At 39.1% G+C, this 24,956-nt stretch carries 21 protein-coding genes; 14 read left to right on the forward strand and 7 right to left on the reverse strand.

Features of this window, described 5'->3' with window-relative positions; translation table 11 throughout:
• Positions 1–44: 44 nt before the first annotated feature.
• Positions 45–947 (forward strand): ABC transporter permease, encoded by a 903-nt coding sequence (locus tag IJ00_RS16310; protein WP_035154613.1) that lies wholly within the window; start codon positions 45–47, stop codon positions 945–947.
• A 25-nt stretch (positions 948–972) separates the two neighbouring features.
• Positions 973–1,800: a DUF3598 family protein gene (locus IJ00_RS16315; protein ID WP_035154614.1), complete on the forward strand. Its 828-nt coding sequence runs from the start codon at positions 973–975 to the stop codon at positions 1,798–1,800.
• Positions 1,801–2,163: 363 nt separating this feature from the next.
• Here the strand turns inward: IJ00_RS16315 and IJ00_RS16320 are convergent, their stop codons facing one another.
• Positions 2,164–2,961 carry a 7-carboxy-7-deazaguanine synthase QueE gene (locus tag IJ00_RS16320; RefSeq protein WP_035154615.1) on the reverse strand — a complete coding sequence of 266 codons (798 nt, stop codon included), beginning with the start codon at positions 2,959–2,961 and terminating at the stop codon, positions 2,164–2,166.
• A gap of 469 nt (positions 2,962–3,430) precedes the next feature.
• On the opposite strand from IJ00_RS16320, the gene IJ00_RS16325 reads away from it, so the two are divergent.
• Positions 3,431–4,450: an anti-sigma factor antagonist gene (locus IJ00_RS16325; protein WP_201782634.1), complete on the forward strand. Its 1,020-nt coding sequence runs from the start codon at positions 3,431–3,433 to the stop codon at positions 4,448–4,450.
• Between the two features lie 564 nt (positions 4,451–5,014).
• On the forward strand, positions 5,015–6,289 hold the full coding sequence (locus IJ00_RS16330) for a glycosyltransferase family 4 protein (RefSeq protein WP_035154616.1): 1,275 nt from the start codon (positions 5,015–5,017) through the stop codon (positions 6,287–6,289).
• Between the two features lie 127 nt (positions 6,290–6,416).
• Here the strand turns inward: IJ00_RS16330 and trxA are convergent, their stop codons facing one another.
• The 3 genes from trxA to IJ00_RS16345 form a co-directional block, all read right to left on the reverse strand.
• Positions 6,417–6,740: a thioredoxin gene (trxA, locus tag IJ00_RS16335; protein ID WP_035154617.1), complete on the reverse strand. Its 324-nt coding sequence runs from the start codon at positions 6,738–6,740 to the stop codon at positions 6,417–6,419.
• Between the two features lie 129 nt (positions 6,741–6,869).
• Positions 6,870–7,502, reverse strand: a complete 633-nt coding sequence (locus IJ00_RS16340; RefSeq protein ID WP_035154618.1) for an exopolysaccharide biosynthesis protein — start codon at positions 7,500–7,502, stop codon at positions 6,870–6,872.
• Between the two features lie 479 nt (positions 7,503–7,981).
• On the reverse strand, positions 7,982–8,791 hold the full coding sequence (locus IJ00_RS16345) for a hypothetical protein (RefSeq protein WP_035154619.1): 810 nt from the start codon (positions 8,789–8,791) through the stop codon (positions 7,982–7,984).
• Positions 8,792–8,877: 86 nt separating this feature from the next.
• On the opposite strand from IJ00_RS16345, the gene murG reads away from it, so the two are divergent.
• Together murG and IJ00_RS16355 are read left to right on the forward strand one after the other, a co-directional pair.
• On the forward strand, positions 8,878–9,960 hold the full coding sequence (murG, locus tag IJ00_RS16350) for an undecaprenyldiphospho-muramoylpentapeptide beta-N-acetylglucosaminyltransferase (RefSeq protein ID WP_035154620.1): 1,083 nt from the start codon (positions 8,878–8,880) through the stop codon (positions 9,958–9,960).
• A gap of 1,045 nt (positions 9,961–11,005) precedes the next feature.
• Positions 11,006–12,088: a WD40 repeat domain-containing protein gene (locus IJ00_RS16355; protein ID WP_035154621.1), complete on the forward strand. Its 1,083-nt coding sequence runs from the start codon at positions 11,006–11,008 to the stop codon at positions 12,086–12,088.
• Positions 12,089–12,318: 230 nt separating this feature from the next.
• On the opposite strand, the gene IJ00_RS16360 is transcribed toward IJ00_RS16355, so the two are convergent.
• Both IJ00_RS16360 and IJ00_RS16365 read right to left on the reverse strand, forming a co-directional pair.
• Complete coding sequence (locus IJ00_RS16360) at positions 12,319–12,537, reverse strand: hypothetical protein (RefSeq protein ID WP_035154622.1); 219 nt, start codon at positions 12,535–12,537, stop codon at positions 12,319–12,321.
• A gap of 363 nt (positions 12,538–12,900) precedes the next feature.
• Positions 12,901–15,264 (reverse strand): CHASE2 domain-containing protein, encoded by a 2,364-nt coding sequence (locus tag IJ00_RS16365; protein WP_035154623.1) that lies wholly within the window; start codon positions 15,262–15,264, stop codon positions 12,901–12,903.
• A 296-nt stretch (positions 15,265–15,560) separates the two neighbouring features.
• Between IJ00_RS16365 and IJ00_RS16370 the strand changes: the two genes are divergently transcribed.
• The 7 genes from IJ00_RS16370 (at position 15,561) to IJ00_RS16400 (ending at position 22,383) form a co-directional block, all read left to right on the forward strand.
• Complete coding sequence (locus IJ00_RS16370; protein ID WP_035154624.1) at positions 15,561–15,890, forward strand: hypothetical protein; 330 nt, start codon at positions 15,561–15,563, stop codon at positions 15,888–15,890.
• A 60-nt stretch (positions 15,891–15,950) separates the two neighbouring features.
• Positions 15,951–16,280 carry a hypothetical protein gene (locus IJ00_RS16375; protein ID WP_035154625.1) on the forward strand — a complete coding sequence of 110 codons (330 nt, stop codon included), beginning with the start codon at positions 15,951–15,953 and terminating at the stop codon, positions 16,278–16,280.
• A gap of 60 nt (positions 16,281–16,340) precedes the next feature.
• Positions 16,341–16,670 (forward strand): hypothetical protein, encoded by a 330-nt coding sequence (locus IJ00_RS16380; RefSeq protein ID WP_035154626.1) that lies wholly within the window; start codon positions 16,341–16,343, stop codon positions 16,668–16,670.
• A gap of 526 nt (positions 16,671–17,196) precedes the next feature.
• Positions 17,197–17,526: a hypothetical protein gene (locus IJ00_RS16385; protein WP_035154627.1), complete on the forward strand. Its 330-nt coding sequence runs from the start codon at positions 17,197–17,199 to the stop codon at positions 17,524–17,526.
• A gap of 386 nt (positions 17,527–17,912) precedes the next feature.
• Positions 17,913–18,239 carry a hypothetical protein gene (locus IJ00_RS16390; RefSeq protein WP_035154628.1) on the forward strand — a complete coding sequence of 109 codons (327 nt, stop codon included), beginning with the start codon at positions 17,913–17,915 and terminating at the stop codon, positions 18,237–18,239.
• Between the two features lie 314 nt (positions 18,240–18,553).
• The gene (locus IJ00_RS16395; protein WP_035154629.1) at positions 18,554–20,734 is read left to right on the forward strand and encodes a peptidase domain-containing ABC transporter; all 2,181 of its coding nucleotides are present in this window, start codon (positions 18,554–18,556) and stop codon (positions 20,732–20,734) included.
• 155 nt (positions 20,735–20,889) lie between these two features.
• On the forward strand, positions 20,890–22,383 hold the full coding sequence (locus IJ00_RS16400; RefSeq protein WP_035154630.1) for an HlyD family efflux transporter periplasmic adaptor subunit: 1,494 nt from the start codon (positions 20,890–20,892) through the stop codon (positions 22,381–22,383).
• Between the two features lie 56 nt (positions 22,384–22,439).
• Here IJ00_RS16400 and IJ00_RS16405 read toward each other — a convergent pair whose 3' ends face one another.
• Positions 22,440–23,831 (reverse strand): AAA-like domain-containing protein, encoded by a 1,392-nt coding sequence (locus tag IJ00_RS16405; protein WP_035154631.1) that lies wholly within the window; start codon positions 23,829–23,831, stop codon positions 22,440–22,442.
• Between the two features lie 459 nt (positions 23,832–24,290).
• Between IJ00_RS16405 and IJ00_RS16410 the strand changes: the two genes are divergently transcribed.
• Positions 24,291–24,953, forward strand: coding sequence for a glutathione S-transferase family protein (locus IJ00_RS16410; RefSeq protein ID WP_035159156.1), 663 nt, complete (start codon positions 24,291–24,293; stop codon positions 24,951–24,953).
• Positions 24,954–24,956: the final 3 nt, after the last annotated feature.

Consider the following 24,956-nt stretch of genomic DNA (forward strand, 5'->3'; position numbering starts at 1 on the left):
GGTTATTCTTAAGGGAAAATACATAATTTGAGTGCGGGTGTGATGTGCTGAAAATCTTCACTAAACTAGATTATCTACTGAAAGAGACTGCTTTAGGTTTACAGCGTGGTGGTTGGATGAACTGGGCAGCAGTTAGTACTGTGACTGTGTTACTATTCTTGTTTGGCATTAGTCTACAGACTTCCTGGCAGCTAGAAAAGCTCTTGAACCAATTTGGTACTCAACTAGAGGTATCAGTTTATCTAAAAGCAGAAGCACGGGTAGAAACAATTCAACCCATTGTGGAGAGAATGCCAGATGTTGTGGAATTAAGAATTACTACAAAAGAACAAGCTTGGAAGCGACTCGTTAAAGAGTTAGGAATTGCGGATATTTCAGGTGCGACGCAGCAATTGGGAGATAATCCTTTGGTAGATGAATTGCAAGTCAAAGCACGTAATTCCCAAGTGGTACCGAATCTAGCCACCCAGTTAGCCAAAATACCTGGCGTGGAAACGGTAAAGTATATAGATGAAGCTGTGAAACAGATTGCCCAGTTACATCGGGGTTTAAATTGGTTGACACTGACGATTACGGTAATTTTAACTGGAACCGCGATCGCTGTTACAACTACTACTATCCGTCTGATTGTGACTGCAAGGAAACGAGAAATTGAAGTTATGCAGTTAGTTGGTGCCACTAGTGCATGGATATATTTGCCTTTTATTTTCCAAGGAATTGCTTTTGGTTTAGCTGGTGGGGCGATCGCCTGGAGTTTTCTCAGTATTACTCAACAGTTCATTACCCAAGTTTTGGCGAATCAACCAGAATTTATCAAGTTTCTCACCAATGGTGTACAACTTAGCTTTTTTCAGACCTTAATATTACCCCTAATTCTCCTAGGCTTTGGTTCTACAGTAGGATTATTAGGAAGTCTCTTTGCGGTACGAAAATTTGCTAAAAGCTAGTCTATTTTGCCTCTGGTGATTGACAATGACAAAATCTCAATGGCAGTGTTTCTTAGAAAACCTGGGTATATGGCAAGGTTCTTTTATCAGGATTTCACCTCATGGTGAAGTAATTCGGGATATTCCTAGTATTGTTTCTTTTACGGAATTGGAGGATAAACGAACTATTCGCCAAGTTGTGCAGCGAGAAGGGGAGCAGGATTTAGTTTTAGAATATAGTTCCCTACCCCGAAGCACTCTATTTTTCGATAATGGCGCGTTTTCCCAAGGTTCCCTACAATTTGCACCTTTTAGTGAGTTTGGGGCAGAATTAGGGTTAATTTACGGCAATAGACGTTTACGGTTAGTACAATTTTTTAATCCCCAACAAGAACTTTCTCACTACACTCTGATTCCTGAATATCTGGCTGGTACTTCCCTAGAACCCAATCCACCGTTAAAAATTGAGGATTTGTTAGGAGAATGGCAGGGAGAGGCAATAACTATATATACTGACTGGCGATCGCCTGATAATTACTCCACTCAACTCAATCTCACCCTAGATAATCTGGGACGATTACAACAAAGTCTATCCTATGGAGATAGGACTATCACTACCTCTGCCAGTATCTGTGGTTCTATCTTACAATTTGACCAAAATCCCCAGAATCCCATCCAAGTCATCCTATTACCCCATGGAGCTTCTGCCACCTCCCCCGTAAAAATATCCTTACGTCAACCCTTTTTCCTGGAAGTTGGTTGGTTAATTGAGATAAATCTGCGCCAAAGGATGATTCGTACCTACAACGAGAAAGGCGAATGGGTAAGTTTGACTTTAGTCACAGAAAAAAAAGTCTCTTCTAGCAATGGGTAGATACAATTCGATGAAAATATATGTCAGTTATTTGACATTATAAAAATCGACCATATCTGAATTACTGTTACGAGTCAAATTCACCAATTACTTATTAATAATATATGCAAATAATCATGACTTTGATATATTAATAATCAAACAACCAACAACTAACCACTAATTAGTTAAAGCCCTAGATAATGCTGGGGCTTTTCACTTCTTAGCAAGATAATTGTAATTATTTCTTATCTAGTACAGGGCGGCTGAAATAAACCACCCATTCCAAATGTCTGAAACACTTGCAGCAAAGTAATTACGAATTACGAATTACGAATTACGAATTACGAATTCCGCGTAGCGGTACTAGTCAAGCTGATATTATCACAATTGATGTAGCATTTTATGAGTTTGGGGGATTACACGTACTTGCTTGACATAACCCTTCATGAGGGCTTGCCAGTTTAACACCTGATCAGGTGTAGGTGCAGAAATAGAGATATTAGAAAAAGCTTCCGAGGCAGTCAGGGGAGTCACAGGTTGAAGAAATATGGGAATTTCCCTAGAAATTGTCGCGACTAAATTTGCCGATTTTTCTAAATCAATAGAGCTTGTAGTATTTGCGACAATAATTTTCACAAAAACTTCTATCTTGGCATCGTAGCAGAGTTGTAAAAATTCCGCGTGTTCTTGCCAGTGACTTTCTCCACTCACACTCGGCAGTTTGATATCCATACCCACAGAATCTAGATAGGGTAGAATCTTTGCGAGTTGTTGAGGACGATGCCCACCAGTTTCTAAATATATAGGTAAGCCTGTTCTTACTTGCAATTGTGGTAAAAAATCACACAGGAAATTACCATGTAATAAAGGCTCCCCTCCTGTGATACTAATGCTATCGTGGAGGTGTTGTATATTTTGTCGCTGAACCCATTCAAGTAATATGGATAAAGAGACAGGATTGGGGTAGGATTCAAAATCACGTAAGCCAGGCGATCGCTCTATTCGACACGTTACAGGTGCATTCCAAGTGTGAGCGCTATCACAAAAATGACAGCGTAAATCACAAAAGGCAAAACGGATAAAAATTTGGCGTGTCCCCACATTCAATCCTTCCCCTTGAATTCCGGAAAAGACTTCAACCAGGTGTGCTGTAGATGAAATATCGGTTTTCACAGTCATGAGGTGGTAGCAGAATTGATGCACTACCTAGGGTAGTGAATATTGACAAAAAGTGATGAAGTCTGAGGTCTAAAATGTGAAGTTTCGGTTAATTCCTGGCATCCTTGCCAATTATCCCAGATTTTTCTGGCTTTTTCCTTTAAACTTCAGAATTTAGTCAGCTTCTAGTTCTATTGTGAACTGACCATTTATTTTCCAACATCACCCTGATGAGGCAGCTCTATGAATTTATGTTGCAATGTTCTTCACTTTCCCATAAGCCCTATGGAATTTGCCGGAATCAAGTGAAGTATTAAATTACTAGCTAGAAACGCTAGAAGCTATGTAGATGCTAGCAATCTAGTATCAAGTTATTATCTATATGTGTTTTACCTTACTGATTTCAAGGTAAAAATCAGTGATTATTCCTAATGAAAGCTTGATTTAAGTGATTTCTAAGACAAAATAATGTTGGGCAGATTATATTGACATGGCAACCAAAGTGCAGGGCTTCATGACTAGCCAACCCCAAGAGGTAGATTTTCCAGTTATGTTTTCCAACGACATGGCGATCGTACAGGTAGCAGCACGTCTGAGTGTGCTAGAAGCAGTCACCTTTAAGCAAACCTGTCAAAACTTAACTCAGGGAAACTCGTTACCCAAAAAAATTATTGTTGATTTTCACCAAACTACTTTTATGGATAGCAGTGGTTTAGGTGCGTTGGTCAGTAACTTAAAAACTGCCCAGGAGAAAAACATTGAATTTGTGCTGCAAAACGTGACACCGCAAGTCATGGCAGTGTTAAACCTGACAGGTTTGGATCAAGTGTTTCCCATTGAGTCAACCGAAGACACTCCGATATCCAGCAATCGGCAAGAACAACTACCAACAACCCACCCTTCCATTCGTTCATGGATGAAACGTCTGATAGATATTGTTGGCTCCATAGTTGGTTTATTAATTACCAGTATCTTATTTGTTCCGATTGCGATCGCCATCACCATTGATGATCCCGGTCCCATTCTCTTTGCTCAAACCCGTTGCGGTTGGATGGGCAAAAACTTCCGTATCTGGAAATTTCGCTCTATGTACCGAGATGCAGAAGCGCGCAAGGCTGAATTAGCAGCTAAGAACCAGGTGGAAGGGGCATTTTTTAAAATTGATAATGACCCACGTATCACCAAGATAGGCAGTTTTCTCCGTCGTACCAGTCTTGATGAGTTACCCCAATTTTGGAATGTACTGAAGGGAGAAATGAGTTTAGTGGGTACTAGACCTCCCACACCTGACGAAGTAGCACGTTATGAAGTCCCAGAATGGCAACGTTTAGATGTGAAACCTGGGATGACTGGAGAATGGCAGGTGAATGGACGTTCAAGTGTACGTAAATTCGAGGATGTAATTCGCCTTGATTTGCAGTATCAGAAAAATTGGAGCCTGGTATACGACTTAAAGTTAATTTTCAAAACCGTAGCCATTCTGTTCAATAAAAATAGTGGTGCGATGTAATATCTCCGCTTCACTACTTTAAATTGCAGATGTCATCGAAGATAATTGCTTTTCTATTCATGTAAACATTTCTTATTAAAGTCGTATCATTTCATTTATCCAAGAATCAGCCTCTGTATACCGAGGTTGATTTTTTTATGGTTGAATTTTTGAAAATCTGCAAAAACCTACTCCCATATCAATGTATTCAATCTATCATTGATAGATACAACAATTATTACTAATCATAGGCGATTCAGAATAAGAGGCTTTTTGCCCTATCCGTGACTATTTAATCATCTACCCTAATAATTATTTTGCCCTTGCTTGGCAACTTCTACCAATATCTGTACTTACGTACAAATACGCCAGCAATTCAATTTTTAATACTACTTCCTTTGTAGCGAAATACTCTCGTACAGAAAACAGGGTTGCACCAAATTTTACTCAATCTTCAATGAAGAACAACTGACATGAAGAGAATCCAAAGGGAAAATGCAAATAGGAGCGTTAATACAACGCTAACTATTTTTCACAAATTACCCATTACATAACAAACCAGGGTTCTTAGGAACTAAATTTGATATGCGGATTTTAATTTACTCTTACAACTACTATCCTGAGCCCATAGGGATTGCCCCCTTAATGACAGAATTGGCAGAGGGACTAGTAAAACGCGGGCACCAAGTGCGAGTGATCACAGCTATGCCCAACTATCCAGAAAGGCAAATCTATGAAAACTATCGAGGCAAACTCTTTCAGACCGAATATAAAAATGGTGTAGAAATCAGACGTAGCTACGTGTGGATTCGTCCTCAACCTAATCTTTTTGACCGTTTAATGTTGGAGACGAGTTTCATCTTCACCAGCTTTATGCCAGCCCTAGCTGGTTGGCGACCTGATGTGATTCTTTCCACATCACCCTCTTTACCAGTTTGTTTACCTGCGTCTCTCCTCGGATGGCTGCATGGTTGCCCTGTGGTATTAAATTTGCAGGATATTCTTCCCGACGCAGCAATTCACGTCGGTTTGCTGAAAAATAAATTACTGATTAGTTTGTTCACAGCTTTAGAAAAATTTGCGTACCATTCCGCAAACAAAATCAGTGTGATTGCTGATGGGTTCGTAGATAATCTTCTAGGTAAGAAAGTTCCAGCAAACAAAATCGTGCAAATTCCCAACTGGGTGGATGTAAATTTTATCCGCCCCATGAGCAAGGAAAATAATGCTTTTCGTCAAGTAAATAATTTAGAAAATAAATTTGTTGTTTTATATTCAGGGAATATTGCTCTTACCCAAGGCTTGGAAACAGTTGTGAAGGCTGCGAGTCAATTACGTCATCTTCCAGATATTGTTTTTGTGATTGTTGGTGAAGCCAAGGGTTTAGAAAGATTACAAGAAGAATGTCAAAAATGCGGTGCAGATAATGTTTTATTACTACCGTTCCAACCACGAGAAAAGTTACCAGAAATGTTAGCAGCAGCTGATGTCGGTTTGGTAGTGCAAAAGAAAAATGTTATTTCCTTTAATATGCCTTCCAAAATTCAGGTACTGTTGGCAAGTGGTCGAGCAATTATTGCCTCCGTACCAGATAGTGGAACTGCTGCTAGGGCAATTAGACAAAGTGGTGGTGGTGTAGTCGTGCCACCAGAAGAACCTAATGCTTTGGCTCAAGCAATTTCACACCTATATGAACATCCTGAAAAGGTGAAAACTTTAGGATACAATAGTCGCCAATTTGCTAGTGAACAATATGCTTTTGAACAAGCGTTGAATCATTATGAATCTCTGTTTGAACAAATCATGCTGGAGCGCAGTTCACCCATTGATTCACCTGTGGTTTCTAAGCAGGAAGTTTAATGCCTAGTTTTATATGATTTTTTGAGAATGCTATAGGATATTGACCAATAACATATGGAGTTATAGTGGTAATTACTTAATTACCACTTTTGAGTAAAATTTCTCAAACTTTTTTTTGATACACCAACTAAAGTAGATTTGTGATAGCGGTGGTGAATCTTTCGTAGGGGGCGACTCCTACAATTGTCTCCATCAAATTACCATCTTTATAAATCATCACTGCTGGAATACTACGAATACCCAGCCTTTTGCCTAGGGTTTTATTTTGGTCAAGGTCTATTTTGGCTACTTTAATACGACCTAGATATTCTTCAGCTAATTTGTCCATTAAAGGAGCAATCATTTTACAAGGACCACACCAAGTCGCTGTAAAGTCAAACACAAGTACTCCACTGTCAGGGGTCAAAAGCAAGTCAAATTCTTCTTCTTGAATGTATGTAACTGTTGACATGGATGCTCCTTGTGTGATTTAGCTGAGATGTCAATTGTTTTATCTATCTCATTCATACCACGGCAGGAGGGGTATTAATTTTTTTGCTGGGTATTTAGCGATCGCGCACATGCAACTGCCTGCATGGTTCTAGTGGAATATCCCAGGTAGTAAACTAGGAGCTAGCAACAAAGCGTAGAAAATAAAGCCAAATAACGCAGTGGTCATAGCTGTAAATATATAGCTAATGCACATTAATAAACCATCTGATTCAATTGTGGCGACGGATAGAAGTAAGATACCAATGGTTGGTATGGGGTTAGTTAGGGGAATGGGCAAAATTAATAATAAAGTTAGCCAGGAAATACATAAACCATTGAATTGCCAAACATAGGGATTTTCAGCAATTCTAGTCATCCGTGGGCGAGCAATTTTTTCAATAATTCTGGTGACACTGCGGAGATTTTGCAGAATTACTTGGGCAAAAGTGCGGGGGAATTGATAGTTGGCAATTCTTTTAGGTAACCATGGCGATCGCCGACCTAGGAGCATCTGTAAAGATAACACTAAGCAAGCACCACCAAAGGGTCCTGTTAAACCCGGTGGCATGGGAAACAAAAATGGTAAAACTAACAGTACCATGACCAAACTAAACCCGCGTTCCGAGGTTTCACTGAGAATATCTCCTAAGGTCAATGGCTGTTCAGATACGCGTTGTAATAGTAACTTAATATCTTGAGAAAATCTTAAGGGAGAATTATGAGAATGAAAATTGGTAGCCACGTTAACCAAAAAAATAGGGGATAATAATCTGTCTTATAATTTGGTATACATTCCGACTCTATTCTATTTCAGAAATTCTCATTTTTGTATCTATACTACGACTGACTTTTGCAGTTCAATTGGGAGATTAACAAGTTATTTTTATCAAGCAATTATCAAGATATCTCGATGAATAGGATAGACGAAATTAGGGAAAAGAATTCATGTATGAGCCAGAATATTCTATATCCTAGCTAAAATCTGTCGTTGATTTACCCTGGCAGAAAACGCAAAAAAAGGCAAGGATTTTGATATTTTACCCTTACCCCGAAGTTTATAGATAATACCAATTTGAAAAAGCAATACGACACATGGACAAAACCCCTCCCCAGCCCTCCCCGATTTCGGGGAGGGTGCCCGATAGGGCGGGTGGGGTATCTGTCGTAAACATTTTTTGAATTGGTATAAATTTACCAGTACTTAACAGACGATTTGTGAATTCACTTTTTCACAACCTGCATTCGTTGCGTAATCATAATCATCCCATCACCCCGCATAATGACTGCGGAAATCCACTGACTACCGGGGTTATTGGGTGCGCGTCCCACTTTAAACAATCCACCAGAGGATAGTAATTCTAAATTTACAGGGGTGGGGTTAAGATATTTACTAGGTTGAATTGGTTCTTCTAGGGCAGCACCTAAGAGGAAATCATCACCTAGAGGTTCCTGAACGATCGCGTCTAAGCTATATTGCTGACCCGTTTTCACCTGTTGGGGTAGCTGAAAATCAAGTTGAGGTACTTTCCCTGAGCTAATTTCTGTCCGCTCTGTCAGGATATCCTGACGAACAATTTTTGCTCCTGTAATTTGTTGACGGGACTTGATGGTGGCATTGAAATTTGTATTCCCGTTATTTGCCGAAGGAACTCCCGTAATTTTGGTTACAGTATCTATAACAGTAGTGTTTCCTTGGGCTTTCCAGGATTGAAGTTGGGTAGTATATTTCAATTTCGGATAACGTTTCCACAGAGAAGTCAAAGCTTGTTCCATGTTTTGGCGGTTTAAGCCGTCTCCATGTTTAAAATTAGGGCTATAGAAGCCCAGAACAGCCTTGATATCACCTCGGTTGGCAGCTGCATCGATTTGGGTTAATAAATTTTTCACTTCTATCGGTGCATTCTGGGAGGTGCTTGCTTGGGCACATCGCCACCCTGTAGCTAAACCGATAGTGAGTATAAATAAAACTAACCAACGTTTTCCAGGAAAGCGACTTTGGCGGCGCAGAAGAGCAAGAATAATGTTAGGCATTGGTGATAATTTAATTTATTGGATTACAGAGACTGAGTTAATTGTTTAATGTTAATTATGCTAGGTGCAGAAATGGTAGAGGTTGAATGGTAAACGCTCCGATTAAGTTATTAGTGGCGGCAAGTGGTACGGGTGGACATCTTTTTCCGGCGATCGCCCTAGCGGAACAATTGCCAGATTATCAAATTGAATGGCTAGGTGTCCCGAATCGGTTGGAAACACAGCTAGTTCCCCAACAGTATAGATTGAATACGATTAGTGTAGAAGGATTTCAAAAAGGTTTTGGTATTTCTTCTGTTTTGACTTTAGGAAAATTAATCGGTTCCATCCTTCAGGTACGGAAGCTGTTGAAAACAGGTGGCTTTCAGGGAGTTTTTACTACGGGGGGTTATATTGCAGCTCCTGCTGTGATTGCTGCGCGTTCCCTGGGTTTACCAGTGATTTTCCACGAATCTAATGCCCTACCTGGTAAAGTGACTCGCTTTTTCAGTGGTTGGTGTGATGTCGTAGCCCTCGGATTTGCCATTGCTGCCAAGTATTTGCCCCAAGCCAAAACAATTTATACAAGTACTCCCGTGCGATCGCAGTTTCTTGCCCCAGGAGTCGAGTCAACCCTAGATTTAGCAATTCCTCCTGACGCTCCATTAATTGTGGTTTTCGGTGGTAGTCAAGGTGCTGTGGCGGTGAATAAGTTAGTCCGACAAGCCGCTCCGGTATGGTTTGAGGCGGGTGCTTATCTAGTTCATCTCACAGGAGAAAGTGATCCAGAAGCACAAACTCTCCAACATCCTCAGTATATTTGTCTGCCTTTCTATAACAATATGGCAGCATTATTACGGAGAGCGAATCTTGCCATTAGTCGTTCCGGTGCAGGTAGTTTAACGGAATTGGCAATCTGTGGCACTCCAGCAATTTTAATACCCTATCCCTTTGCGGCAGAAGACCATCAAACCTACAATGCAGAAGTGTTTACCTCCGTCGGTGCTGCATTGATGTTTCAGCAGTCGGAGTTGACAGCAGAAAAGCTACAAGGGACAGTTTTGCATTTGTTGCAATCTCCCACAGAATTACAAGCTATGGCAGAGAAAGCTCAGGCGATCGCCCTCCCCGATAGCGCCGAAAAACTTGCTCATTTAGTAAGGGATATTCTCAGTGGTAATCTGAGTTAATAATCAGGTTTTCAGTTTTCCCTTTTGATATCACCTCGAATATCCTTGCCAGAATCCCTCGTTTCTAGTCCAAGGGATCATGAGATTTCCACAGATTCCATGAAATCTGAGTAAGGATTCGAGAACCTCTACTCAATATTGGCAGTAAAACTCTTTTAACCCTTTACCCTCTATTTTATACATTTTGATTTCCTGACTCAAATATCCAAAATCGGACTAATTTGAACTTTCTTAATTAAAAATTAATTATTCAGCAAGTAATTACTATTAGATAGGCTTCACAATAATTAAAGGGTTGGGCGCAAGTGATTGTGTTTTAAACTAGGTAGAATCAAGCGGGGATCAAAGCCTTGCCAAAATTCAATAGTTAAAAACTTATCTCTGAATACTCAATTTTAACTGAACCACGAGAATGCATTTACCTCCGTAAAATTACCAATGACACTGTTATTGTCAAAAGCTAAAACAGAGAAAATATCAATGCGTAAGTGTTCTCTGGGTTCGGTACGTTTTCCGTAAAAACCATTAATAATATGGCAATTAAGCCATAATACTCAATAAACTTTACATAATCTCATCTTTGGATAGATGTTTTCAATGTATTTATAAGAATACAATTATCATCTAACCAATTGGTTAAAACATGAAGTGATATCTTGGAAAATTGAGATTGGTCATATTTGGGGTGAATAAATTCATCTCAATTGCGGCTACGTCTGCTTGCTAAAAGCATTTTCCAACAAGTATAAAAACATGAAAAAGATGAACTTTTTTGGAAGGCTCATGACTCTGAGCTTATTCAGTTGGGTTTTCATGTGTTTTTTCACTACATAACTTCCACGGAGAAGTAAAGTTTACTGAAAAATAAATTGAGAGAGTTATTTCTGATGAGAAGTAATTTTTCTCAATATTTAAGACTGCTGTGGATGGGGGGAATCCACAAAGTTTAAAATAACTTGCATTTTTATTCAGAGTGCGTAATTCCCTGCTCTGTATCTTTAGTTTTGCTCCTAAAAAGTCCACCTCATTTTATCGATTGTGCGCTATGTTTTTCAAATCAGGTGTATCCCATAACTCCTCTTTTTTCTCCACAAATCCAGCCAGCAATATTCATAGTCAACTTAAAATAAGTACAGATAGTCCAATTTATCCTCAGACAACAGGTTACGGTTTAGTTGGTGTCATGCCATCTGCCCAGATTGAGTATCAAAATCATATCAGTACTCAACAGCAAGATGAGAAGATAGGCAGACTTGGTAACTTTAAATGTGTGCAGACTTTAGCTAGTAGCTCATCCGCGATCGCTATCAGTCCTGATGGTAATTTACTAGCAAGTGGTACTTCATACATTAGTCTCTGGAATTTACGGACAGGAGAAATTGTCGATACCTTAAAAGGTGGTTTTGGTATTCTTCAATCTGTCACTTTTACACCTGATGGTAAGCAATTGATTAGTGCTGGTTTGAGTCAGACAGTAGAGTTATGGGATTTAGAGACAGGAAAGATTGTTAATAAGTTTACACCCTACGCCTATGCGGTAAACTCTGTTGCACTGAATACTAAAGGTGATATTCTTGCCTGTGGCGATCGCGGTAAAACTATCCAAGTTTGGAACTTTGCCACAGGAGAAGTTATTGCTACTCTCTTTGGACATCACGACTGGGTAAACTGTGTCGCTATTAGTCCCGATGCTGAAATTCTCGCTAGTGGTAGCTACGACAAAACTATTAAGTTGTGGAACCTCCATCAGAAGCAAGAAATTTGCACTCTTCCCGGACATACTTCCCACGTCAATTCCATTGTCTTTAGTCATGATGGAGAAATGTTAATTAGCGGTAGTAGTGATAACACCATAAAAATTTGGCACTTGACTTCTGGTAAATTACTACGTACCTTGTCTGAGCATACAGATGAAGTATTTGCTGTTGCCATTAGTCCTGATGGGCAAATATTAGCCAGTGCTAGCGCAGATACTACCGTGAAATTATGGAACCTATCCACAGGAGAGGAAATATCCACCCTGACAGGACATAATTCTGCCGTTAAATCTTTGACTTTCAGCCAAAATGGAGCAACATTAATCAGTGCTAGTATTGACGGTGTCATCAATATTTGGCAGTGTGACTAAATTTACATAGTGCCACAAGCCTCGATACAGAAAAATCACCCCAACTTCTAGATTGCAGCAAACGCTGTTGATAAGAAGCTGGGGTTTTGTTGATGTAGTTAATAAGACAAGATAAAAATATAAATTAGAATTACCCTATATTGATTTTCTGTATATTCCAGAAATTTAGTAATTAGCCAAAATACTTGTATATAATTTAGTGTTATTTGCTGCTAAATCTCTGAATCTTTTTATTTAGCTCCAGTTCCATCTGGTGCGGGAGGTGTTCCTCTATCGGGAGGATCGGAGGCTAGAGTCATGTTACTGATTTCTCCTGAACGATAGTTGATATTGGGGGAAATATCTGATTTAGATATGGCTAAAGCGGGAGAAGCGACTGAAAGACTGAAACAGATAAGAATTGTTTTGGTACATAAACTTTTAAGATTTTTCGTGTAGTTTAATTGCATTTTTCATTATCTCCAAATCTAGTTAACATTGACATCAGCGAAGTTGTTGTTGTCGCTAATCAATTACACGATTCTTTTGTCGAATTTATGCATGGGTATGATGTAAGCAGTGATTGAGAGATGTGAAAACAAAAGTGTTATTTTTTTGAGAATTTATATCTGTCAGCATCCCTCTACCTCCGATGTGAAGGTAAATAGATGCGAGTCGGGACAACTGATGCAGTTCCTCTAGATATTCAGAAAAATCTTGATAATTGGTGTGTATTATTGGAGAGATTAAAAATAAATAAAACAATTTATCATCTGTTTTCAGGAAATCAAATCAGGGGTGATGTATCAAGTCTAAATAGCCTGGAAAATTTCTTATGTATTCCCTAGGTTTTTAGAATAAACATATATAGTCAAAATACCAGAGGTGGTAAGTAGGGCTAAACTTCCAGGAACTAAGGGTAACCAACCACCAGTGAATGAAAGGAAAAACCAGCAAGTACCGTATAGTAGGGTGATTGTCAGCCCAGTACTGAAGATAATTCCTAGGGGCGATCGCCAACGCCAAATTAAAATACCTCCCACCACAGACCAAGATAAAATCCAGAGAGATTCACCCCACTGCGGTAAATACCAGATTAAAGGTCGCTTATCTAATACTGCACTGAGAATCTGACTCACCATATGTGCTTGAACTTCTACACCGCTAATTGCCTTCACAGACCACTCACTCTGACTATAAGGAGTGCGCCAACGGTGGTCATTAAACATCGGTGCAGTTGTACCAATCATCACAATTTTATTTTTTACCAAGTCCGGATTAAACTCTGGGCTTAAAACCTCTTGTAAAGAAACTTTCTTGGCAATTTCCGTATTTGCACGATAATTAACCAGAATTTGATGCCCACTGGTATTGAGGTTATGGTAGCCAAATTCATTCTTACCTAAGGTTTTAAACACCACCGAACCAAGTTTCAGATAAGCGTCAGGGGTAAATTCTGTTTTAATTCCCTTGTCGGCTAAATAATCTGTAGCAATTTGCCAACTAAAAGCATATTTATTTTCACAGGGTGTCGCATTACCCACAGCTAAAAGATGACGACGAATTACCTCATCTGGATCCTTGATAACGTTATTAAATCCTTGTTGCTGCTTGCTAATATCTGGAGGAGCAGGACCACCTGCATCGTCAGTACTTTGATACTTACAAATCACCAATAATTTACTCTGACTATTCTTGCCTAATAACTGTGGGAATTCCTGATGATTTCCCGTTTTATTCTTGTTCACGAAAGCTTGCTGAATCGGAGTTTCCCGATAGATATCTAAACCAATGATGCGAGCTTGATATTGTTCTAATTTTCTCAAAAGTTGTGACAGAGAGCGGTCAGAGAGGGAAGAAGCACCCCTTTCCATGGCAGGTTGGGACTGTACATCCTTTTCTGTAATTGTTACTAAGAGGATTCTGTCATCCGGTTTTTCTGATGGTCTTTGTCGCATTATCTGATCAAAAGTACCTAGTTCCCATGCTTGTAACAAACCGAAGGAACGAGCGCCAATTACTAGGGAAAAACAAGCAATACTCGCAAATATTACCCGCCAAAAAGATGGTGCAGGGGGGATATTTTCCGATTCCTGAAGGTACTGCTTAACCCAATTGCGGTTAAAAACAGTGGCATAGATTTTATTTTTGACAACTAAACTATGTTTATTCTGACTGACTAAACCAGATAACCGTAATTCCAGATGTTCCTGGCAATTTTTCAGAGGGATTTTCCCGTGGCGTAAGATTCTATCATATAACTTAAGTAATTTCTCTGTTGAGCGAGAATTCCGAAATAGGCGATCGCTAATTGTCCGTAAATGCTCTGGTTCATCCTGGGATTCCCAATCTTGAATAATCCTCTGTTGTACAAGCTGTTTTACCGTTAGTTGCTCTTCTCCCCTAGGAATCGTCCGAGCTAAATTTTGCACCAACCAACACAGCTTCTGGGTGAGAAACGGTTGTCCCCCAGTCCAAGCAAGGATTTCACGCAATACTGCTTGGGGGTTATCTGCTCTATTAGCAATCCCCTGAGCTAAAACTTCACTTTCGTCTAATTGAAAACCTCTGAGTTCAATTGCTCTACCAATATTAAAAGGGGCAGAATTTTCGTCTGTAATTAAATCCCCAGGAGTTGCCACACCCAACAACGCAAAGGAAAGTCGGCGATATTCTGGTTGATTTGCTCGCTTCTCATAGCAATTACGAATAAAAGAAAAAAACTCATCCGTGGAAAAATTCAGACTGAGAACACTATCAATTTCGTCAATGAAAATAACAATATTCTCCCGAATTTGCTTGAGTAAAATAGTTTCAATAAATTCTCCTAAGCATTGCACCGGGGACAAATCATCCCGCTCCCGCAACCAACTACGTCGCTGCACCGATAACTCAAACCCACTGATTAACTCCTGAATAATACCCCCGTACCACTGCTGTGCTGTAATCTCCTGACTACCAATTCCACTTAACTCGATTTCTGCACAAACAATATTTGCTGTCTCTAGCTTCATCATCGTCTGGATGCGTAAGCTGGACTTACCCATTTGCCGAGAATTAAGAACATAGCAGTATTCTCCCGCTAATAGAGCATGATACAACTCACGGTCTGCGGCACGGACAACATAGGTAGGAGAATTCGCAGGTAAACTCCCCCCCGCTTGATATTTATAGTGGGAATTGAGTTCAGTGTTCATAGATAGATGCTTGTGGGGGTTGCTCTTTTCAGCATACAACCCTAATTAATTGATGTATATCACTAATTTACTGCCGTCCCAGAGTTGTGTATTCCTTGCTATATCGAACTTAGAGGAAGTCAACCTGAATTAACCTGAATCAACCTGAAATCTTCTCAAGTACCTGAAATAAAATCTGATTTTAACTCCTGAATTCGACTCAACTTCTAGCAAAAAAAGCAAAGCATACTATAAACATCAAGCGAAACAAAAAGCTTGCTCCCACACAAAAAACCCAACATTCAGGAGAAAAAACAATGTCTAATATTCAATCTCAAGACTTATTCGCCATCGCTGGTGTGAGCAAAATTGACGAAGAATCAGCAGCAGCAGTATCCGGTGGTAACTTAGATTTGTCTGACTTACGGAATGGTGGAGGAAGACGACTAAATAACTTAAAAGGTCGCTTTTCTTCCTTAGGTGGATTTAATAATAAAGCTTCTTGGTATCAACTCAAAGGCAACCGTGATTGGTTTGTTTACACAGGCAATAACTTCACTGGTTTAAGATTCCGCATCAAAGCTGGTACTAAAGGTAACTTTGCTGGACTTGCTAACAACAATATTGAGTCTGCACGACCTGTTTAATTACTGATCACTCAAAAATAAATTTACTTTCATCAATCATAATTCCCAGGAGAAAAAACAATGTCTAATATTCAATCTCAAGACCTATTTGCCATCGCTGGTGTGAGCAATATTGACGAAGAATCAGCAGCAGCAGTATCCGGTTGTAACTTAGATTTGTCTGACTTACGGAATGGTGGAGGAAGACGACTAAATAACTTAAAAGGTCGCTTTTCTTCCTTAGGTGGATTTAATAATAAAGCTTCTTGGTATCAACTCAAAGGCAACCGTGATTGGTTCGTTTACACAGGCAAGAACTTTACTGGTTTAAGATTCCGCATCAAAGCTGGTACTAAAGGTAACTTTGCTGGATTTGCTAACAACAATATTGAGTCTGCACGACCTGTTTAATTACTCATCACTCAAAAATAAATTTACTTTCATCAATCATAATTCCCAGGAGAAAAAACAATGTCTAATATTCAATCTCAAGACCTATTTGCTATCGCTGGTGTGAGCAATATTGACGAAGAATCAGCAGCAGCAGTATCCGGTGGGAATTTAGATTTGTCTGATTTACGGAATGGTGGAGGAAGACGACTAAATAACTTAAAAGGTCGCTTTTCATCCTTAGGTGGATTTAATAATAAAGCTTCTTGGTATCAACTCAAAGGCAACCGTGATTGGTTCGTTTATACAGGTAAGAACTTTACTGGTTTAAGATTCCGCATCAAAGCTGGTACTAAAGGTAACTTTGCTGGACTTGCTAATAATAATATTGAGTCTGCACGACCTGTTTAGTAAATGTTCTTTGATACTATATAGTCAAATATTGGCAAATGGCAAAAGCGGAAATACTCTTCTTTCGTTTTATCAGACCTGAGTAACATTCTTTCCTTGCAGTTCTAGGAGCGAGATGATTTATATCTCACTCCTACTTTTTTATGTAATTAAAATCTAGATATATAATTAATTATTTGATTTTTATAAATACATATAAACCTCGCCTGTGTTGAAAAATTGGTAACTCCAGGTATTGCTTTCTGACGTTGCAATGACAAAATGCTTCACGTTGAAAAAGATTTATAAACCTTTATTGTAATGAGAAGGGGCAGGGTTGAAAATATACCTCAATTGAGTGGAAAAAGTCATAAATAAATTTACCTAAAATTACCTGAAATTATCTGAAATATATAATATTAAAAAATGATTTTAACTCCTGAATTCGACTCAACTCCTACCGATAAAAATACAAGATACTATGAACAGAAAGCAAAAATCAAAGCTTTCTCTTACACAAAAACAACACAAGTTCAGGAGAAAAACAATGTCTGATATGCAATCTCAAGACCTGTTCGCGATCGCCGGTGTGAGCAACCTTGATCAAGAATCAGCAGCAGCAGTATCTGGTGGTAATTTAATCTTGACTGACCTACCATTTGGTCGTGGTGAAAGACGTACATATACTTCTTCCCGTCGTACTTTAGGTAGCTTCAACAATAAAGCATCTTACTATCATGTCACTGGTAAGAAAAATTGGAAAGTCTACTACAAGATTAATGGTCAAGGTGGTTCTAGAATTCTCAAAGCTGGTACAAGAGGTAACTTAACTGGAATCGCTAACAACAACATCGAGTCCATCGTAGAGTTAGCATAGGTTTTGTAATACATAACAACAATATCGAGTCTACACAACTTGTTAAACCGATGTTTTTGATACCGTGTAGCTCAATTGTTGGAAATTCAAAAAAGAGAAATAATATTTTCACTTTTTTGCAAACCTGAGTAACATTCTTTCTTTGTGGCTTGTAGGAGCGAGATGAGTTAGGTTTCGCTCCTATTTTATTGACTCAAGTTATAGATTGCTTGATAGTAAGACTGAATTAATCTGAATTAATCTGAAGCAGTCTCCAAGCAATGATACGAGAAATCTGATTTTAACTCCTGAATTCAACTCAACTTTTAACACAACGAACACTACATACTATAAACATAAAGCAAAAACAAATGCTTTTACACACACAAATACGTAGGAGAAAAATAATGTCTCATTTTCAATCTCAAGACCTATTCGCGATCGCTGGTGTGAGCAACCTTAACCAAGAATCTGCCGCAGCAGTATCCGGTGGAACTTTAACTCTTTCTGATTTCCAGAATGGTAAAGGTACAGTTGCTGCATACAATAGTTCACGCACAACCTTAGGTGGCTTTAATAACAAAGCATCCTGGTATCGAATCACAGGTAAAAGAGACTGGATTGTCTATGTACGGACACGTTTCGGTGGAACATCATTTCGTCTGAAAGCTGGTTCTAGCGGTAATTTGTTCGGCGTGATTAACAACAATATCGAGTCTATTAAACTCGTTTAGGTTGTGCTTTTTGATGCTCTATAGTCGAATATTTGCAGATATAAAAAGGGGAAAGAATATCCTCGTTTTTGGCAAACCTGAGTAACATCCTTTCCTTGTAGCTCGTAGGAGCGAGATGAGTTAGATTTCGCTCTTACTTTTCTGTTCTATTAAGATTAGCACATGTCGATGGAATTGCGAGCAAAAAATCAGAGAAAATACAGATTATTGCTTATCTGCAATCACCTATCTAGATTTATCAAGGCATACATGATGATTCCGTGCAATCTATAACTTCCAGGACTTTCATATTTAGTTACAGAAGGTGTTAGGCAATGAAATATCAGGTTGTTCTCCAACATAGTGAAGAAGACTGCGGTGCAGCTTGTTTGGCAACGGTTTCTAAACATTACGGACGGGTTTTTGCTCTGACTCGCACCCGTGAAGCGGTGGGTACGGGATATCGGGGAACCACTTTATTAGGTTTAAGTAGAGGTGCGGAAGCTTTGGGGTTTAATACCCGCATTGTCAAAGCAACTGACGAATTTATTGAGAATATAGATCAAGCTCCCCTACCGGCAATTATCCATTGGAAGGGTTATCACTGGGTGGTTTTGTATGGTAGAAAGGGCAAAATGTTTGTGGTTGGCGATCCTGCGATGGGTGTACAGCACCTTACCTACGCAGAGTTGATGGAGGGTTGGAGCAACGGGGTGATGTTGCTGATGCTTCCCGATGATACTCGGTTTTATCAACAGGAGAATGATAAGATTGGGGGCTTTGGTAGATATTTAGCGCGGGTTTATCCCTATCGGTTTTTGATTTTGCAGGCGATCGCCATCAATTTTGCCATTGGTTTACTCTCCCTGACGACTCCCTTCATGACGCAATTACTTACGGATGATGTCTTGGTGCGGGGAGACACACAACTATTAACCACGGTGGCGATCGGGGTGATTGCCATGGGCGTAATTAAAAGTTTAATTGGTTTGGTGCAGTCCCATTTAATTGGGCATTTTGGACAACGCATGCAACTAGGATTAATCCTAGATTATGGGCGAAAATTATTACACTTACCCCTATCTTATTTTGAAGGTCGCCGTAGCGGGGAAGTAGTCAGTCGGATTGCAGATATTGATGATGTCAATAATTTAGTTAACCAAATTGTCTTAGGTTTACCGAGTGAGTTTTTTATCGCTTTAGTTTCCCTAGGTTTTATGCTGTTTTACAGTTGGCAGCTTTCCTTAGCTTCGATTGTGGCATTTGCTCTGGTGACGGTGGTGAATCTACTCTTTTTCCCGGCTCTGCGTCGCAAAACCCGCCAGCACATCGTTTTGGGCACAGAAAATCAAGGTTTTTTGGTCGAAACATTTCATGGTGTTCAGGTATTAAAAACTACTTCTGCGGCTCCCCAAGCATGGCAAGAATTTCAGAGAAATTATGGTCGTTTGGCTCATTTGAATTGGGGAATGATGAAGTTAGAGCTATATACAAGCACCTTCACAGGGATTCTGTCACACTTAACGACTATTGCCTTACTTTGGGCAGGAAGTTACTTGGTAATTAATAACACTCTCAGTATCGGGCAATTACTTGCTTTTAACGGGATGAGTAGTAATTTTCTGGGCTTTTTAGGTTCTGCGATCGGACTAGCAGATGAATTTATTACAGCGCAAATAGTTGTACAACGGTTAACAGAAGTTATTGATGCCACCGCAGAAGATGAAAATGACTTCCAAAAACCCTGGGCAGAAATTCCCCCAGATGCAGATATTAACTGTGAGGCAATTACCTTTCACCATGCAGGTAGAACTGATTTATTAGAAAATTTTACCCTGACAATTCCCGGTGGCAAAGTTATTGCCTTGATTGGTAAATCTGGATGTGGTAAAAGTACTTTAGCTAAATTAATTGCGGCATTATATCCGGTACAATCTGGTAATATTCAATATAGCTTTTATAATCAACAAGATTTATCTTTAGAATGTTTACGCAAACAGGTTGTCCTAGTACCCCAAGACCCCCATTTCTGGAGTCGGACAATTATTGATAATTTTAAATTTAGTTATCCCGATATCAGTTTTGAAGAGATTGTCAAAGCTTGTCAAATTACGGGAGCGCACGAATTTATTAGTAAATTACCTGATAAGTATCAAACTGTTTTAGGAGAGTATGGTGCTAACCTTTCTGGTGGACAAAAACAACGATTAGCGATTGCTAGGGCGATTGTAACTGACCCTCCCGTCTTGATTTTAGACGAGTCTACGGGGGCACTTGACCCGGTGAGTGAAGCTGAACTTTTAGCGAGGTTGCTTTCCCATCGTCAAGGCAAAAGCACGATTATGATTAGCCATCGACCAAAAGTCATACAACGGGCAGATTGGATTGTGTTCTTAGAGCAGGGAACATTAAAACTTGCGGGGACCCCGGCAAAATTACGACAAATTCCTGGTGAACATTTAGATTTCTTGGATGATTTTATTCCTGAAAGAAATACTCTAGTTTCTTCGATTTAATTCAAACAATGAGCCATATCATTTGGTTGAGATATTCTCAAAGATTTATCATCTCTGTGACTTTTAGATGAAAAGACATCAAAGGTTACTTTCTCCCCATGAGATGAATTCCATCAAAACCCTCAATTCAACTTTGAAAACAAAGCTTAATCACCATGGTTAGTAATACGAATTCTGATTATTTGCCTGCTGCTAGAGAGAACGAATTTCTCCCACCGATTAGTCGTTGGACTACCTATGGTGGATTATTTATTCTGTTTGTTTTAGGATTATCTGTTCCTGTCGCATCAGTAGCTAAATATAAGGTGACAGTTAAAGGACAAGCTGTGGTACGTCCTGCGGGAGAGTTGCGATTGGTACAAGCAAATGCTGAGGGACAAATCATGCAGATTTACGTCAAGGGCAATCAAGTGGTAAAAAAAGGAGATGCGATCGCCACTATTGATGATTCCCGTCTGCAAACGAAGAAGAACCAATTACAAACCAGTAACTACCAAGCAAGGCTACAATTAGCCCAAATAACTGCTCAAATTAGAAGTTTAGATAATCAAATTTTAGCTGAACAGGAGCGCAACAAGCGGACTATTGCCTCTGTAAAAGCTGAACTACAAGGACATAATCGAGCTTACCAAGAAAAAAAAGTTACCACGGTGACTGAGTATCAAGAAGCTGATGCCAATGTCAAAATAGCTCAAGAAGAACTCAGTACAGCCGAAGCCCAGTTAAAATCAGCACGCTCCAATTTAGGTGCAGTTCAGGCAACCCTGGGAGCAGCAAAGTCAAAACACAACCGCTATAAAAGTATTGCCCATGAAGGAGCGCTATCGAAGGATCAATATGAAGAAGCGTTACTATCTGTGAAGCAGCAAGAGCAAGCAGTGGAAGCACAAAAAGCTGTAGTAGAAGCGCAGGAAAAAACCATTGCACGGATGAAACAAGCAGTAGAAGTGGCGATCGCTAGACGACAACGCACCCAAGTTACCCTGAATCCCAGTAACTCAGAAGTAGCGATCGCAACTGAACGTATAGCTCAAGAAAAAGCTGTGGGAGAGGTTAGTCAAGCAACCTTAGAAAAAGAACGTCAAGCTCTCACCAATCAAAAAATTGAAATTCAAAAACAGCTAGATCGAGATAATCGAGAACTCAAACAATTAGAAATAGACCTTTCTCAAACAAATATTACCGCGACAGCTGATGGGATTATTTCTAAGCTCAATTTGCGAAATTCTGGACAAACAGTGCGTATGGGAGAAGAAATAGCACAAATTGTTCCTGACAACGCTCCTTTAATTGTCAAAACAGCTATTGAACCAGAAGCTAAAAGTAAAGTTAAAGTTGGTCAAAAAGTCCAAATGCGAGTCAGTGCTTGTCCCTATCCGGAATATGGCACACTCAATGGCAAAGTCAAAGCTATTTCTCCCGATGCAGTCAATCGTCAAGTTAATAATGACGGAACCAATAGTAATAGTCCTCCAGTTGCGGCAGCTTTTTATGAAATAACTGTGGAACCAGAAACTTTGAATATTGGTAATCGTGCGAAGAAATGTCAAATTCAATTGGGTATGGACGGTAGAGCAGATATTATTACTCGTGAAGAAACTGTACTACAATTTTTCTTGCGCCAAGCGAGACTAATTTCTGATTTGTAAGTAGGAAAGTGCAATATTTTTCCACATACAAACATAAATCTCATAAAGCTACCCAATTAAACCTGATTCCCCCAATACATGGGAAAGTAATATCGATATAAATTACATCGAGGTTGTACAGAATTACCGGAAATTTTTACGAGTCCCATACTATTTAACTGATAAGCTAGAATCGGTGGCAATGGTAAAGGTTCTGTTGCCGCGACAACTTTTTGAAAAGCAGCTTCTAACTCTGCTGACAAATGCAAATCTAACCAATATTCGCGTAAATGATGACCATAAATTCCTCCATCGGCAATAGCTTCTGATACAATTTGGTCAATGGAGGTATCAGCATTACTTTGAAGATGTAAAAATGTTAATTCTAGTAAATAAGGATGCCCTCCGATAAGTTGCATTAATCTTTGCAACATCTCTGGATTGACTGTTAACTCATACTTCTGAGCAAACTGCACAACTTGTTCATAGGTAAATTCCGATAATTCTATAGGTAACCCTACATTAAAAGGAGATTGATTAATATTTAGGCGAATATAAACATCGGTAGAATGTACAATAATCAAGCGGAGTTTTTTCCAAATTTTCCGACTTCTTGCCTTTTCATACCAAGAACGTAATAAACCAAAAAAGTCTTCATAGATATGAGGATAGGGAAACAGTAAATCCACATCATCTAAACAGATAACTAAGGGAGTATCTGCTGATGATAATAAACATTCTTCAAAGTAGGTAGTACAACTAACCTTTGCACCCATACCTGCTTCATCCCAATATTCATCTAACTCGTTGGGTAATTTTAATTCTCTACTTAAATTGAGACAGAACCAGCGCAAAAATTTATTTAAATCAGTAAAGTGAATATTCCTTTCTGCTAGCTCAAAACTTAAAATAGCAATGCGATAATTCTGCTGTTTGATTTGTGATAATAACCGATTTACTAAATAGGATTTACCCATGAGTTTCGGTGCTTTTACCCTGAGTAAAGAACCTGGTTGTAACAAAGTTTCATAGGCAATCGATTCAATGGGAGGACGTTCCACATAAACTTCATCAAGAGATGTTTGCTCATCCTCTAAATCATCATCAAAGTCCCTATCTTGCTCTCCCGTATCTAAAATCGGTATTTTTGCACTAACTTCTGTGACTATCAAATTGCCATTTTTTGAGCCAAGATAATTTTCCCAACTTCTTTTGAGTGCTTCTTTAAAATTACTTTTTCTGACTTTTTCACCCAATGCTTCTGTTAATGATTTCCAGAGTTTAGGGGCAACATCTTGACTGATATAACTAGTAGCATACTGATTCTGTGCTGCTATTTGGTCATAATCTTGCCTTTCCCATGCTCCTTTTAGGATAATTATCTCCACATCTGTTAAATTTCGTTGATGTTTTTGATGTGTTAATTGATTCGCAATTTTTAAAGCTGTATCTAAGTTAAAACTTGTCATAAATCAACCCTGTATAGGAATTTATCCTGAGTTTAGATTATCAAATTTATGTAGGAAATACGGTTTTTAGAGGTTTTTATTAGTAACAAAATATTCTAGTGTTGTTGTGATGATATTTAATCAAGAGTCCGAAATTTGCAAATAGCTATGTCTTAATATTACATAAGTAATATCAAATCTGGCTAATTCCTAATACCAATTATTCGTGAATCTGCATAGAATGTACCCCACCCCTTAATCCCCTCCCCGATTTCGGGGAGGGGAAATTCGAGCAGAAGCGAGAATGGGGTGGGGTTCTTCTTTTATTATGCGTCTCCATATTAATTTGGCATAAGGATATTTTGGACAATCGCGATCGCCAGATGCTCAATGCATAAATAACCTCTACGGGTAATAGTTGATTTCTGGGATTTGATGCTAGGGTTGGGGTATAAATTTAGTTTTCAAGCTGGGGTTTCTATGCTTAAGTTTTACTACAATCCAGTTTCCGGGAATGCACGTCGAGTTTGGGTAGCATTACTAGAAAAACGCATCTCTTTTACACCAATTTTAGTCAATCTCGATGGTGATCAGCTAGGTGACGAATTTACGACTATTAATCCCCTGCAACGTGTTCCCATAATTATTGATAATGGATTCCGTGTGGTAGAATCTTTAGCTATTTTGGACTATTTAGAGGCAAAGTATCCTACTCCATCTTTAATGCCAACTCAAGCTGAAGATATTGCCGTAGTGCGGATGGTAGAAATGCTTGCTATTAATGAACTTCAGCCAGCAATGCTGATACTAACTCGCCAAATAGTGGGACTAAATGTTGATGTTGTTAGCATAGATAATGCTCGAGAAAGAATCATGAAAGTGGTAAAATTCTATGAGGATTTGTTGAATGGTAAGACTTATTTTGTCAATCAACAAATTACCTTCGCAGATATTGTTGCGGGAACACTACTTCCTTCTTTACCTCACTTTGATTTCTCCCTTGATGCTTACCCAAATCTACAAGAATGGCTACAAAAATTAGAACAGAGGGAAAGTTGGCAACAAGTGGCTTTGAAACCAGAAATGATAGTAACATCTCTCCCTAAAATTCGAGCAATTTTAGAAAGACGCTCCGAGAAATAAACT

The sequence above is a fragment of the Calothrix sp. 336/3 genome (genome assembly GCF_000734895.2).
Lineage (GTDB): Bacteria > Cyanobacteriota > Cyanobacteriia > Cyanobacteriales > Nostocaceae > 336-3.